Origin of the sequence: Paenibacillus sp. FSL R7-0189, from assembly GCF_037969925.1 — a bacterium.
Lineage (GTDB): Bacteria > Bacillota > Bacilli > Paenibacillales > Paenibacillaceae > Paenibacillus_AQ > Paenibacillus_AQ odorifer.
Map to the genome: position 1 here is coordinate 5,971,903 of NZ_CP150223.1, position 14,757 is coordinate 5,986,659.

Sequence of the window (14,757 nt, forward strand, 5' to 3'; positions counted from 1 at the left end):
CAGGAGGGGAAATATCATGCCAATGACACAACAAGGTGCTTTTTATACGGGGAAATATCGCAATTTATTTAAGGAGCTCAGCTTTTCTGAAGATGAAATCAACGCTAAACTCGAAGAAACTTGGAGTGATTTGTTTTACGGAGATCCCAACGTACGAATCTACTATCCGCTGGACGAGGATAAAAGCTATATTCTGGATACAGGTAATCTGGATGTTAGGTCTGAAGGAATGTCCTACGGGATGATGATGGCTGTTCAAATGAATAAAAAAGATGAGTTTGATCGTTTATGGAACTTCTCTAAGACGTTTATGCAGCACAAAGAAGGCCGTTATGCCGATTACTTTGCTTGGCACTGCAAGCCTGACGGCACAAGAATTTCTCAGGGACCCGCACCGGACGGGGAAGAGTTTTTCGCCATGGCCCTGTTTTTTGCCTCGAAACGTTGGGGAAACGGTCCGGAACCTTATAATTATTCTGAGCAGGCTCGAACAATATTGCGTGCTTGTGTACATAAAACTGAAACAGGTGCTGGTGACTCAATGTGGGACGCGGAAACGAAACTGATTAAATTCGTACCGGAATCCACCTTCAGTGATCCATCTTACCATCTCCCCCATTTCTATGATTTGTTCGCTTTGTGGGCTGATGAAGGTGACCATATGTTTTGGCGAGAAGCGGCGGAAGCCAGCCGTACATATCTACACACTACATGCCATCCTATAACTGGTCTCGCTCCCGAATATGCCAATTTTAACGGCACCCCGGCAGAACCCCAGCCTCATGGTGATTTCAGCCATTTTTTCAGTGATGCTTACCGGGTTGCGGCTAACATCGGTCTGGACTGGGCATGGTTCCAAAAGGACAGCTGGCAGGTCGATCAATGTAACCGGATTCAAGCTTTTTTTAGGAATATCGAAGTTTCCAATTACCGACGGTATACCATTGAGGGACAGGCATTCGACGAACCGGCGCTGCATCCAGTAGGCCTTTTGGCGACCAATGCCATGGCTTCGCTTGCTTCGGATGGCCCGGAGGCAGAGCATTTTGTCCGTTTGTTTTGGGATACACCTTTGCGAACTGGACAACGTCGTTATTATGATAACTGTCTGTACTTCTTTAGTTTACTAGCCCTAAGTGGAAACTATCGCATTTATTGAAGTATATCGAACAAAACAATAGGACTCCATTCCTCGAAAAGGTCGAGGAATGGAGTCCTATTAATCGTAATAAAGCTTTGCTATTATTTAATTACTACATATTCCAAGTTAACAAGTTTTGCGTAAGCAATAATTTGGTCTGTTGTAAGAGTTAATGAAACAACGGTGTGGTGACCGCCACCATTTTCGATCCAAGCTTTTACCCCATCTTGGAAGTTTGGTTTAACATTCCAAAGCACACGAGCTACTGGAAGGTTTGGAGCTGGAACAGTTGGTTCAAAAGCAGTCACTTCATTGATCAAAAGTTTGTAATGCGTACCGAAGTCAGCCATGGAAACCACTACACCGTCTCCTGCTTTACCGTCAAATACTAAACGGGCTGGATCGTCTTTACCACCAATACCTAGTGGAGACACGATGATTTTTGGTTTGTTGCTTGCCAAAGTAGGATCAACTTCAAGCATATGGGATTGAAGAATAGATTCTTGTCCAACCGTCAATTCATAAGTGTAATCTTCCATAAAGCCAGTGGATTGATTATGGCTCATCACTTTAAGCAAGCGGTCGAGAGCTGCAGTCTTCCAGTCTCCTTCTCCAGCAAAACCATATCCTTGTGCCATCAAACGTTGAACAGCAAGTCCTGGAAGTTGTTTCATTCCATGTAAATCTTCGAAGTTTGAGGTGAAGGCATTGTAGCCACCTTGATCAAGGAAACGTTTGATAGCAATTTCATAGCTTGCTTGAACTCTTACGCTAGCTTCCCAAGCTTCTTTGCTGTTAGTGCCATAGTCGAATTCATACAGCTCAGCATATTCAGCAAACAAACCATCAATCTCTTCTTCTTTAACTTCATTAATGACTTGAACCAGGTCACCAATACCAAAGTAGTCAACCGTCCAGCCAAATTGAATTTGGGCTTCAACTTTATCTCCTTCAGTTACACCAACATTACGCATGTTGTCACCAAAACGAGCAACTTTGATATTGAAGCTTTCGTTATAAGCAACGGCTACGTCCATCCATTCTGCAATTTGCTTTTGAACTTCAGGACGTTCCCAATAGCCTACAACCACTTTGTTTTGTTTGTTCAAACGGGCGTTAATAAAACCATATTCACGGTCACCATGAGCAGCTTGGTTTAGATTCATGAAGTCCATATCAATTGTTGCCCATGGAATACTTTCATTATATTGCGTAGCTAGATGAAGCAAAGGTTTTTGCAGCATTTTTGTTCCGCGGATCCACATTTTTGCAGGTGAGAAAGTATGCATCCAAGTGATGACACCGGCAACTTCGTCACGATAGTTAACTTCTTTCATAATGTTGGTGATTTTATCTGCGCTGACAGCTAAATCCTGCAATACTAGTGGGTAAGGCAAAACTCCGCTTTTATTCAAAGCATCTGTCATCGTTTGTGCGTGCGCTTTAACTTCAGCCAATGCTTCTTCCCCATAAAGATGTTGCGAACCTACGACAAACCAAAATTCTTTTGCTACTGCTGTTGACATATTCATCCTCTTTTCATCATTTTGTAGTTTGATTATTTTTGACCGTAATAAGCGTCTTTCCCATGTTTGCGCAAGTAATGTTTATCTAGAATACGTTGTGGCAATTCTTCCGCAAAATGGTTCAACTCTCTAGCAAATAAATTCATTTTTGATACTTCATCCAACACTACGCTGTTCATTACAGCGGATTTTGCATTTTTCCCCCAAGTAAAGGGTCCGTGGCCTTTAAGCAAAACACCGGGAACCGCCATAATATCTATCCCGCGTTGTTCAAAGGTTTCGATGATTACATTACCTGTTTCCGCTTCGTAACCCCGATCGATTTCCTCTTGCGTTAAGAAACGCGCACAAGGAATGGAGCCATAGAATGTATCAGCGTGCGTAGTTCCCATTACAGGAACGTCAAGTCCTGCTTGTGCCCAGATAGTTGCCCAAGTGGAATGTGTATGCACGATTCCGCCAATTTCGGAGTAATGTTTATAAAGTACTGCATGAGTAGGTGTATCGGAGGAAGGTCTCATTTCCCCTTCAACCACATTGCCATCCAGATCAACGACTACCATATCGCTGGCTTTCATTGTTTCATAATCTACACCACTAGGTTTGATTACGAATAATCCACTTTCGCGATCAATTGCACTCACATTTCCCCATGTATACTTGATAAGTCCATGTTTTGGCAATTCCAGATTGGCTTGAAAAACCTCTTCTTTAAGTTGTTCTAACATCTTGGTCCCTCCATTCTCAGACTAAATTATCAACAGCGGATTGCTCAATCGCCAGACCTTTTTTATAACGTTCGATAAAGGTTTCAAAGCCTTTAATGTCGGTTGCATCGGGATGAATTTCTTCTCCCTTTACATCTTTGAACACTTTTTGATCGAGGAAGTCTTCCAAGCTTTCTTCCTGATTTTTGTTCATCATGTAGGAGGCAAGAATAGCCATTCCCCATGCGCCGCCTTCTCCAGCAGTTGACATTACGGAAACAGGAACATTCAGTGAAGCTGCCATCATTCTTTGGCCAACTACCGGAGTCTTAAATATACCGCCGTGTCCTAAAATACTATCTATGGCTACATTCTCTTCTTTCGTCAAAATGTCCATTCCAATTTTCAAAGCACCAAAGGCGCTGAACAAATGTGTACGCATAAAGTTAGCCAGATTAAATTTGCTCTCAGGGGAACGTACAAATAACGGACGGCCTTCTTCTAAGCCCGTAATGTTCTCACCCGAGAAATAACCGTAACTGAGCAATCCACCCGCATCTGCGTCTGCTTCCAAAGCCTTATTCAGCAGTACGCTGTACAATTTATCAGCTTCTACCTTTTGCCCCATTGCTTCATAGAACTCACGGAATAATCCGAGCCAGGCGTTAAGGTCACTTGAACAGTTATTAGCATGAACCATACCTACTGGACTTCCGTCTGGCGTAGTCACCATATCAATTTCCGGATAAACCTTGGAAAGCTCTTTTTCCAATACGATCATGGCAAAAACAGAGGTTCCTACGGAGACATTCCCGGTACGTTTTCTTACACTATTGGTAGCAACCATACCGGTTCCTGCATCCCCTTCTGGAGGGCTAAGCGGAATCCCAGCTTGTAATTGCAATGATGGATCCAGAATTTTGGCTCCTGCTTCGGTTAATAGACCCGCTTGCTCACCGGCAACATACACCTTAGGAAGAAGATCGCTGATCTTCAGCGAATAACCTTTGCCAGCAATAAGCTCATCAAACTGTTGTATCATGGATTCATTATAATTCCCTATGGATTCATCAATTGGGAACATACCTGAAGCATCCCCAACACCAAGTGCTTTGTTGCCGGTCAATAACCAATGAATGTATCCTGCTAACGTCGTAACAAAACGAATCTGCGGCACATGTTCTTCTTTGTTTAAGATCGCCTGATAAAGATGAGCAATACTCCATCGTTCAGGGATATTGAATTTAAATACATCGGTCAATTCTTTGGCTGCCTTACCAGTTGTTGCATTACGCCAAGTCCGGAACGGAACGAGCAATTGATCCTGTTCGTCAAAAGCCATATATCCATGCATCATTGCAGAAAACCCGATTGAACCAACGGTTTGGAGGGTGATTCCGTAATTTTGTTGAACTTCTTGCTTCATCTCGCGATAAGCATCTTGTAGACCTTTGATAATATCTTCTAGGCTGTACGTCCAAAAGCCGTCTTTCAACTGATTTTCCCATTCATAACTTCCAGAAGCGATCGTTTGAAAACTATGATCAATAAGTACTGCTTTAATACGCGTGGATCCAAATTCAATCCCTAGCGAAGTTTCTCCCTTATTGATTGCTTCTTCGATGCTTAATCGATTCGATATCACGTTAGTCACCTCTCTGACAGCGCTTTTTTAATATAAAAGAATTCGCTTTCTTAATTAACAGCTTTAGTATAAATTTTTGTACGTACATTTGTCAATAAAATAGTTATATATACATACAAATATGGAGATGATAATAATTTAACACCGTACTTAGTTTGTTTATGATGATCTAAAGGTACGAAATATTTACATTTTTTCATAAAAAAAGAGCCCCTTTATATTTAATTCGTAGTCATGCTATAATTTGTACATACAACTTAATGAAATGTACGAATTATAAAGCGAACAAGTATGGAAAGAGGAATTACATGAAACCAAAGTATCAAGTGATTATAGAGGATATAAAAAGCAAGATCCTTTCAGGAGATTACAATGTAGGCGAACAAATTCCTACGGAGTCTGCCTTGCAGTCCTTGTACGAGGTTAGCAGACAGACTGTTAGAAAAGCCATTTTAGAGCTATCCAACGAAGGATTCCTCCGCAGCGAAAAAGGTTCTGGCACGTATGTCAGCAACCAATATCGCACAAAGACCGGCGGGAGTTCCCATAAGAAGACGATCGGTGTAATTACGACGTATATCTCAGACTACATCTTCCCTTCTATTATCCGGGGGATTGAAAGCCGAATGAATGAGGATAACTATTCACTATTATTGGCTAGTACCAATAACGATGTTGCTCAAGAAAAAAAAGCTCTCGAAATGATGTTGTCCTACGGCGTAGATGGTTTAATTATTGAACCTACAAAAAGTAATCTGTATAATCCCAATATTGCGTATTATCTGTCATTTAAGGAGCAGGATATTCCACTCATTATGATCAATGCTTTTTATGAGGAAATAGAGCTACCCTTCCTTTGTCTTGACGATGTGCAGTCCAGTTATCTGGCAACAAAAGAATTGATCTCCAAAGGTCACTCTCAAATTGGACTTATCGCAAAAATGGATGATTTACAAGGCAAATATCGAATGAAGGGTTATATCAAAGCCCTCGAAGAAGCTAAATTGCGGTTTTATCCAGAGCAAATATTTTCGTTCAACACCGAGACCAAACAAACCTTAGCTACAAACCTGAAGGATTTCCTAAATAAAAATAGAGATACCCTCTCTGCGATTGTCTGCTACAACGACGAGGTCGGTTTGGAAGTAGTCAATGCTTGCAGACAGCTGGAAATTTCTATACCAGAGGATTTATCAATTATTGGCCAGGACAATTCCTATATTGCCCAAAATGCGAACATCAAACTGACCACTTTGACGCATCCCCAAGAAACTATGGGCCGTGATGCAGCGGATTGGGTCATTAAAAAATTACAAGGAAAAAAGGATCTTCCCAACAACACTTATTATCAACCTGTGTTAATTGAAGGAGAAACAGTAGTCGAGAGATAGAATAAATTCTGAGGAATTTGCGTTTATCTTTATATGTAAATGTAATAACCCACCAGTCGTGACTGGTGGGTTATTTGCAACTGTTATCTTAGTATTCTTTAAAGGTTCGATTCTTGTTTTGAAGTCAACAGTACAGAAGAAGCAAACTGTTTCACAAGCTTGCCGGGATTTATCCCGTATTTATCCCGAAATCCCTCGGCAGCCCGAGGGGTGATAACCCCAAACACTAACATTTCTTTTACTTAATTTCTTAAATACCGAGTATTCCTTATTGGACTTAATAAAACTTAATATCTTTTCAGCACATTCTAATGAATTCATCTCTTCCGTATTTACTTCGAGGTCATATTCTTCAAAGCAATATACTTTGCTAAACTGTGAAGCTGCTAGTCCAATCATTCTATCTCCTCTTGTTTGCTCTCTTCTTATGAGTTCTTCTTTCGAGCATATTACACCTATAAATAACGTAGGGTGATCGAAAAATTGATCAAGAAACACATTAAACCTCTTATCGTTGTCGATTACGGTATCTACTATTACATTAAAACCAAATTCTGATAACAATTTAATTGTCGAATGGTACACTGAGAATATGGAATCATCCAATATTTGGGAAACGACTTGATGATCTATTTCTCTTGTAGGTTCATCTGGAAATTTATTATTAATAAAATCATTGTAATTATTAAAAAAATCATCAATTGATAAATGATAAAAAGGAATCTCTTTCTGTTTTATCAGTTCAGTCGATATGGAGGTCTTTCCGGAACTTGAAGTTCCATTTAGAAAAACTAATATCCCTTGCTTCAATTTAATCATCCCTTCAAATAATAATCATTGCAACTCAGAGATTATTCGAGAAAAGATTAAATTATCCTTTACTGTTTGATATGTTCCTTGATTTGTTCGGCTATTTGCTCCAACAATGCTTCTTTTCCTAAAGCAAAGAAAGCCTCATTATAATTTTGTCTGCTTGTCATACGATATATATTATTCGATTTTACAGCTTTCAGATTGCTCCAGACCTTGCTTTGGTCAAGAACATTCTGGTCATTATCGGATAATAAAATGATATGGTCTGGATTAAAGGTGGACAGTGCTTCTAGACTTGTCACTTTCCCTCCCCATGGATCTGGCTCCGGTGTACCTGGCGCGATGGGTAATCCTAGATCATTAAAAATCATATCCGCAATACCTGTGCGGGAATAGATGCGTATTTCTTTCTCTGTAGCTTCGATTACCGCAAACGTCTCTTCCTTGGTTATCTCAGTGATTTGATCATGTAGTAGTAGAGCACGTTGATCATAGACCTTCAACCACGCTTCCATTTCCGCTTTCTTATCAAGCACCTCCGCAACAAATGCAAATCGCTCTCTAAAAGCGTTAAAGCCATAAGGCACCCTCACTGTTGGAGCAATCATATTTAGTTGATCATAGATTTTTTCTTGGGTAGGTCCTGCCAGTATCAAATCAGGGCTTGCTGCAATGATCGCTTCTAAGTTGACTTCCGTCTGAAACCATCCAGCGGGAGTTACATCAGGCAGTTCTTTTTTGAGAATAGGAGTGATTTCTAATGAATTAGCCATATCTGTATTCCCAGTAATAACAGGTTTATATCCAAGCACCAGAAGTTCTTCCGTTGAGCCGGATACATCGGCAATTCTAACCGGATTCACCGGTAATTCAACATCTCCTTTAGCCTCCTGACCTGAATTCCCACACCCGTACAGCATCACCATCATGATTAAGGCGATTCCGACAAAAGAGATCCGTTTTAAACTGAACATTTTTTCCAACCCTCTCCAATCTATTGATAATCATTCTCACTTCTAGCAAGTCCGATCATACACTCTGCTGATAGGACAGAACTACCGGCAGAGGGATTGAATAACGGTTTGGCGGATATTTATTTAATTTTTATCGTTTTTTAATTACTTCTGAAGGATTAATTCCATATTGCTTCCGAAAAGCTTCGGCAAAATGACTAAAGTTGTTGTAACCTACCATCGTCGCTGTTTGGCTGACACTAATATCCCCGGTACTTATGATTTCCCATGCTTTTTCTAAACGTTTGTTCCGTAAATATGCAAATACAGTTGTTCCGTACTCTTCCTTAAATCCAACTTTTAATTTGTATTCGTTAATGCCTGCCAGCTTGGACAATTCGATTAGCGATGGTGGGTTTGCCATGTGGTCAAGGATGATATCCCTGGCTTTCCGAATGTTTTCTCGGTCACTACGTGATAAATGCAAACTGCGTTTAATATGCTTTTGCTCAAAAAGAAAAACGTCAAAATATACAGATAAGAGTTCTAATGCCTTCCCCTCTACGTACAACCGGCGCATGGAGGTATGATATGGACAGTCTCTCAATTGCACCAATAATCGGGTGGTTTCTGGAAGAATAGGCATACGGAACATTCGAAAAGCACGTGAATCTAACAGTCCGGATAAGCTGCGAGCATGTGAAGAGCCTTGATCCTCCATCCATGAATCAAATAGTGTAACTGGTACACCTATGGACAATAAACGGATAGGTTCAGCACTGCGATAGTGAAATTCCGCCTGGAAATCCTGCATGAACTGCAATGAACAACTATCGGGCATTAACTCATGGCTAGTATCTGTAACATGAACTTCCCCGCTCCCCTGCAGACAAAAGCTTAACTCAATCATTGCTGCTTCGGATTGAACCTGAACTAGGCGATCATCAGCAAAACGGTAATCACTATCAACAATTTCGATCCCGGAGGGTGTGATCACTCTATCGACGTATCCTTGGGTACTGGATTGTGCAAAATGTTTCCTCTCTGTAGTGTCCCTCATAGACGGAGCCTCAAACAAAGCATCGAAATACCCGTTATAGATGTTATGAATAGATGAACTTGTCATTCTGTTATACACTCAGCAGGTAAGCTGCACTCCGTAATCCCAATATTATGTTTTATCATGAGCAGATCACCTTTTCTCTTCTATTAAATGATAACGATTATCATTTAGATCATTATATGCGAGATATTGGATAACCTGCAATGTACAGTTTGTAAGGATCACTTATCTCCGCCTCCTCAGTAAAGCGGTAGCACCTCTTGGGTCAGCCCTGAAAAAAGGTCGCTGGTTTGAACAAAAAAGGCATCAGGCAAATAATAATAAGCATCACCCATAGACACCACCTTTAATTCGGGAATGATATACATGGCGATATAAGTCCCGTCTTTTAGGTTGAACTGTAATTGATATGATTTTCCTTGGGATTGCGCCGCTGCAAGAGCTTCATATTCCTTATTGCTTAGCTCTGTTTTTTTTGCGCTGTACAAACCTTCGATAATGGACTCAACAATAGGATGATCAGTGATAGTCTTTTGCACGTCATTCCCCACATGATTCAGAATATAGATATCTTTTGCATGCTCCTTCAGATTAGCCAGATCTAAATACTCCTTCGCGCTCATTGCAGAATCGTCTACCTTCGCCACAATTTCAGCTAGATAATAATATTGCTCATCCTTAACTGCAATACGAAAATGGGATGGGTATGTTGGGATTTCATACAGCTTTCCACCAATAGCGAACGTAGCGGCATAATCCTTTTCCGCATTCTTATCCCCGTCTTTCTTTCCGGGCTCTTGGTTGAGATCAAACTCTAATGCACCAAGCGATTTGTCAGGCTCCATACCTGTGAACTTAAACTGAGCGCCATCTGCTACGAATGCATAACGGTATCCATTGTAATTCAGAATTTTGCGAACCCCTGTGGGAGACGAGACTGGTGTCTGCTGCGATATTTGTGGTGAATTAGGCAACGGCGTCTGCGGAAATTTATAAACGGCCACACCTAACACCAATGCAGCACAAGCTGCGAATGAGCCCCACTTTACATAAGTTTTTTTATTAGTGCGTCTCGCGGAGTTGGCTTTTTCTATCAAATTTTCGTCTATGTAACCGATTGTTTTGAAGAGCTCTTTATTATTCAAAGGAAATAACCCTCTTTCTGAAGATATATTTGGAGTTTTTTGCGTGTTCTGAAAAGAATTGATTTGGTTTTGCTTTCACTGATTGAGAAGCGTGCGGCAATATCGGCCAAAGAATCAGAATACCAGTAACGCCTCAAAAAAATATTCCGCTGATCTTCCTTAATGTTGTGTAGAAATTTGCTTATAGATTCGGCTATTTGTGCTTCCTCGTATTGGGTTTCAACGTTGTCTGAAGAGGATAAACAATCGTTTAATTCATCAAGAATCGTATCGAATTTTTTATTCCGTTTTTTAGCCATGTAATAATCATATTTGTTCAAAGCAATATTTCGTGTGATTCTCCCCAGAAAAGAGGACAGCTTTGCAGGAGACTTCGGCGGTATTGCTTCCCATGCACCAAGAAAGGTATCGTTAACACATTCTTCCGAATCTTCAGCATTAGACAAAATGTTATGAGCGATCCGAGTACAATAATTTCTATATTTTTTCGATGTTTCTTCTACTGCCCTTTCATTACGTGCAAAATACAATTGTATGATTTCACTATCTTCCACTCCATCACTTCCGTTCGATTTGATTAAGCATTCACTTATAAAGTAGGAAAAGAAGTGTTTAGGTTGCATAAAAATATAATTTTCTATAAGCTTCGGCATTCAACGCTGATAATATGACATAAAAATACAAATATCCCCTCATCCTAAAGGATAAGGGGAAGTTATAATATCATCTAATTTTTAATTAATTCTACTTCCTTCATTGGAGCCTTTGTCTTACGGAGCATCATCCAGATCCCCCCCAGACAAAATAAAACACTACACCCCATGCCAAACAACGCACTGGCGTTTAATGCCTGAGGTGAGCCTTTCATCGTAAGCACAGCCATTTGAGTGACAACAATGGAGACTACGGCATCAGTAAAGCTAATCATTTTTAATGTTGATATAATGGGATTGTTGAGATGACGGTTAACAATGTTTCCATGAATGGCAAAACCAAGTTTTGTAAAAGCGATCAGTGCTACCAGATATACAATGTAACCTTCATAAACCAAAGCGTCCCCGACTAGATAAATCCGCAGGCAGACCAACAGATAAGAAACACCTAGAAGACAAAGAAAAACACCGCCACGCTTATAAACATAAAGCTCCATGGAATACCTTTGCTGTGGTGAACTGACTTTTTTAGCTAATGTATATTTATGAAGCACCTGTCCTTTGGCTATACAAAGAATCAGATAATAAAGTGCATTTGTGATGAACCATCCGGACAATAGATATAACCCAAGAATTAATTTGCCTATACCAATAAAAGCATTGATGACTAGGGAAGCAGCGTTGAACATGGCGGTTCGATCTTGCGGATTTCCGAAGTACCGAACTAAGATTGCCTTAATATATATCATCCTTTCAAGAAAACCTTCATATCTCATTTTATGTTTCTAAGGGGACAATAGTATCATACTTGGCTCAACCCAGCAATAAAGCAATTAAAGTTCTGATTTATGATATATTAGAAAAGGTTGTGCTAATTCGGCAAGAGGAAATAGCAACAGCAATTGTTAATGGAGGCAGGTCGTATATGTATAGAAAATTAACAGCAGCAGAGTTGGATGTTATTTTAAGCTCGATTAATAAGGAACAGCATTTTTTATATTATTCATACCTTACTTTTCGCAGACAAAACACAGTGCATTACGGTCAGTATTCTGACCAGGGCGAGTTGCTTGGAGTATTAGCCTTTTTAAGTGGCCTTCCGTTTAATGCTTTTTCTGTATATCCAGTTCAGCAATCCTTTTGTCTCAGCTCAATGTTGGCGTTCATGAAAGATGAATTACATCTACATAACCATGCGGTGGGTAGCTTTATTATTAACGAACAAGAGCTACAGGTCTTTGCTTCTCAGCTTCAGTTCTACAGCCCTCCCAAAAAATTGCTTCTAATGAAACATATTCATGAAGATGTTCTACCAACAGCGGACAAGCATGTTATGCACTTAGGACCTGCTCATTTCCAGCGAATTGAAGCAAAGATGAACGAGCTGCAAACCATGGCTTTTTCAAAAGAAGAATTACAGAATCCGTTCTATGGTGTGATGGCACAAGACGAGCTGATTGCTGTAGGAGGATACCACATATATAGTGAGGATTACGTTGAACTAGGAAATATCGGAACGGATGTGGCCTGGAGAAGAAATGGATATGGAAAAAAAGTCTGTGCAGAGCTAACACGCCAAGGACATGCCATTTCAGCTAACGTATATTTGAATGTTTTTGAGGAGAATGTAGGAGCCATTTCTCTATATCAATCGCTGGGATATGAACTCATTTGCCAACAATACATCGTTGAATTTATTATTTAATCAAAAAACGTACTGCATAAGCTGCAGTACGTTTTTTCTATCTAAACCTCTTACGCCGTAGGCATATTCTTCGTAGAAGAATAGATTATAGCATCTCTCAAAATGTAAATGTATTGGCTGCGCCCATCATCACAATAATCATACAATTCACCATGGCTCCCAGCCATATTTTTCCTGTGCACTTAAAGAGGTAACGCGAAATATAAGCTGCAATAAAGAGCTGGAAAACGAGAGGGAAAAGGACTAGTATTCTGAGCCAATCTTGATTTTGCCAAAAAGTTACACCTGTTGAAAATAACGTTCCGTATTGTACCCCAATGAGCACTAGAATTCCGAGTACACCGCCTGTCCCGCTAATGAGCAGATCCTTCCATTCTTTCTGCCCTTCAACTGGGGGGGTAGAGTTCACGGCAATTGACTGTGCAACATAAAATATAAAGAAGAAAAGCATATAACGTAAGCCAATTAATAATTGATTCGGAGTGAATACTTTAATTGCCAGTACCCATAAGCGGAAGTCTGTCTGAAAGAAATAATCTGCAAATGCAACCAAAGCATAGAATCCAGTGAATATACATACCGCAAGTGCAAAAGTCTTCAGCAGTTCTTTCAAATTTGTTTTTATTCCCCAGCTTTCAGAGTGCTCATTATAATTTTTTCCTGATAAACGAGTGGTTAGCCAGAATAACAATAGACCCACAAGGCCGTTAAAGATCGCCCAGATTAAAATAAAGTTCATGGCGGTTTGTGGAAATAAACTACGAGGCTGAAGGATATTCTGTCCAGCTATAATACTCCAGCGACTGATCGGAAGGTATGATATTGCGGAAATTACCCAACTCATTATCCAAGAGCCCCAAAAAAGAATTTTGCTTTTTCTGGTCTTAGGCTCCGGTAACTTGGCAGGAGTAGGTTGAATTAGACTATTGAAACAAGGAAGCTTGAGGAGCAATACCGCAAAGGGGACAATAAATAAAAAGGATCCTAACAAGCCGATAAAGTTAAAGATCTCTTTCCATAACCATAATTGGTTGCCGGCAGATAACGGATTATTGATTTGAAACGCTTTCGTAAAAAAGTCTGCTAAATAACCAGTGCTCGCCACCGAAAAGTGTTGCCAAGGGTGGATCTCCGCTGGATTGTACACGACGCGCAAGGTTTGATCAGCTGCATTACCGTAATATTTGCCGATTTCCACAGCGTTTATCTTTTGATTCTCCGGCATTACTGAATTTATAGCAGCTAGTGATTCTGGGGCATCGCCCGAAAGATCAGCATTCCCTCTCGCAAATCCGGAGCCGCCTTCATCATATTTGCCTACATTGATGCCTACATTGGCATGGATGTTTTGAAAAGTCTCATCGGTAGACTGTTCGACCTGAGAAACAATGAAAGCGGATGCAACTTTATTCGAAGCATCAGCCTTGGCTTGTTCACTTACCGTAATAACTGCGCCGTCTTCCGAAGAGGGATCTTTCGCCGCTTCGAGCTCCGCCAAATAAAGTTGGCCATAATACTGGAGTGTACTCCAGGTAATCATTCCACCCATAGAATGACCACTAATGCCAATTTTTGTAGAGTCTACATAATCAAGACTGGATGATGCATATTCCACCAGAGGAATCATCCCATTATTCTCTGACATTATCGTTGGGAAAAATGGCATATCAGGAGAGCTCGAGCCTCCATGCCATAAGAAATCCATTGCAATCACGGCAATTCCCCGACGGGAAAGTTCGATTGCGGTACTATCCTGCATCTCTTTATTGTTTAAAAAACCGTGACTAGTAATGACGAGTGGAACTTTATGCTCTGCATTTGCTGAGACAGGCCTGAACAGATTTCCCTCAATCCAAGTACCATTATCGGACGGAATCTTAAACTTACTAATCTGGACCTTGCCGAAATCTGTTTGCAAGAAAGAAGCTCCCACACTGCTGATCAAAACCATGGATAAAGCGACACATAAAAATTTCAATGCTAATCTCGTAGACAGAAACTTTTTCATCTGGTCT

13 protein-coding genes are annotated in these 14,757 nt (G+C 40.4%); 3 read left to right on the forward strand and 10 right to left on the reverse strand.

Annotation, left to right across the window (positions count from 1 at the left end):
- The first annotated feature begins 16 nt into the window (after positions 1-16).
- Positions 17-1,159 carry a glycosyl hydrolase family 8 gene (locus tag MKY63_RS26135; RefSeq protein ID WP_339810352.1) on the forward strand — a complete coding sequence of 381 codons (1,143 nt, stop codon included), beginning with the start codon at positions 17-19 and terminating at the stop codon, positions 1,157-1,159.
- Between the two features lie 83 nt (positions 1,160-1,242).
- Here the strand turns inward: MKY63_RS26135 and araA are convergent, their stop codons facing one another.
- From araA to MKY63_RS26150, 3 genes are read right to left on the reverse strand one after another with little or no spacing between them, the layout of a single operon-like run.
- The gene (gene araA, locus MKY63_RS26140; protein ID WP_038571054.1) at positions 1,243-2,667 is read right to left on the reverse strand and encodes an L-arabinose isomerase; all 1,425 of its coding nucleotides are present in this window, start codon (positions 2,665-2,667) and stop codon (positions 1,243-1,245) included.
- 32 nt (positions 2,668-2,699) lie between these two features.
- Positions 2,700-3,395, reverse strand: a complete 696-nt coding sequence (locus MKY63_RS26145; RefSeq protein WP_036677359.1) for an L-ribulose-5-phosphate 4-epimerase — start codon at positions 3,393-3,395, stop codon at positions 2,700-2,702.
- 16 nt (positions 3,396-3,411) lie between these two features.
- A complete protein-coding gene (locus MKY63_RS26150; protein WP_339810355.1) occupies positions 3,412-5,019 on the reverse strand; it encodes an FGGY-family carbohydrate kinase in 1,608 nt (535 codons plus the stop codon).
- Between the two features lie 308 nt (positions 5,020-5,327).
- On the opposite strand from MKY63_RS26150, the gene MKY63_RS26155 reads away from it, so the two are divergent.
- Positions 5,328-6,410, forward strand: a complete 1,083-nt coding sequence (locus MKY63_RS26155) for a GntR family transcriptional regulator (protein ID WP_076144120.1) — start codon at positions 5,328-5,330, stop codon at positions 6,408-6,410.
- 180 nt (positions 6,411-6,590) lie between these two features.
- On the opposite strand, the gene MKY63_RS26160 is transcribed toward MKY63_RS26155, so the two are convergent.
- The 6 genes from MKY63_RS26160 to MKY63_RS26185 form a co-directional block, all read right to left on the reverse strand.
- Complete coding sequence (locus tag MKY63_RS26160; protein WP_051490969.1) at positions 6,591-7,220, reverse strand: AAA family ATPase; 630 nt, start codon at positions 7,218-7,220, stop codon at positions 6,591-6,593.
- Positions 7,221-7,288: 68 nt separating this feature from the next.
- Positions 7,289-8,197 carry an ABC transporter substrate-binding protein gene (locus MKY63_RS26165; RefSeq protein ID WP_036677367.1) on the reverse strand — a complete coding sequence of 303 codons (909 nt, stop codon included), beginning with the start codon at positions 8,195-8,197 and terminating at the stop codon, positions 7,289-7,291.
- Positions 8,198-8,327: 130 nt separating this feature from the next.
- On the reverse strand, positions 8,328-9,302 hold the full coding sequence (locus MKY63_RS26170) for an AraC family transcriptional regulator (protein WP_038571041.1): 975 nt from the start codon (positions 9,300-9,302) through the stop codon (positions 8,328-8,330).
- 176 nt (positions 9,303-9,478) lie between these two features.
- Positions 9,479-10,384: a hypothetical protein gene (locus MKY63_RS26175; RefSeq protein WP_339810361.1), complete on the reverse strand. Its 906-nt coding sequence runs from the start codon at positions 10,382-10,384 to the stop codon at positions 9,479-9,481.
- Positions 10,381-10,938, reverse strand: a complete 558-nt coding sequence (locus MKY63_RS26180) for a sigma-70 family RNA polymerase sigma factor (RefSeq protein WP_076099234.1) — start codon at positions 10,936-10,938, stop codon at positions 10,381-10,383. The genes MKY63_RS26175 and MKY63_RS26180 overlap by 4 nt, the downstream gene beginning before the upstream one ends.
- A gap of 173 nt (positions 10,939-11,111) precedes the next feature.
- The gene (locus MKY63_RS26185) at positions 11,112-11,786 is read right to left on the reverse strand and encodes a hypothetical protein (RefSeq protein WP_232061357.1); all 675 of its coding nucleotides are present in this window, start codon (positions 11,784-11,786) and stop codon (positions 11,112-11,114) included.
- Positions 11,787-11,962: 176 nt separating this feature from the next.
- Here MKY63_RS26185 and MKY63_RS26190 point away from each other — a divergent pair, with 176 nt between their 5' ends.
- Positions 11,963-12,742: a GNAT family N-acetyltransferase gene (locus MKY63_RS26190; protein ID WP_076099355.1), complete on the forward strand. Its 780-nt coding sequence runs from the start codon at positions 11,963-11,965 to the stop codon at positions 12,740-12,742.
- Between the two features lie 97 nt (positions 12,743-12,839).
- Here MKY63_RS26190 and MKY63_RS26195 read toward each other — a convergent pair whose 3' ends face one another.
- Positions 12,840-14,750: an alpha/beta fold hydrolase gene (locus tag MKY63_RS26195; RefSeq protein ID WP_339810364.1), complete on the reverse strand. Its 1,911-nt coding sequence runs from the start codon at positions 14,748-14,750 to the stop codon at positions 12,840-12,842.
- Between the last annotated feature and the right edge of the window lie 7 nt (positions 14,751-14,757).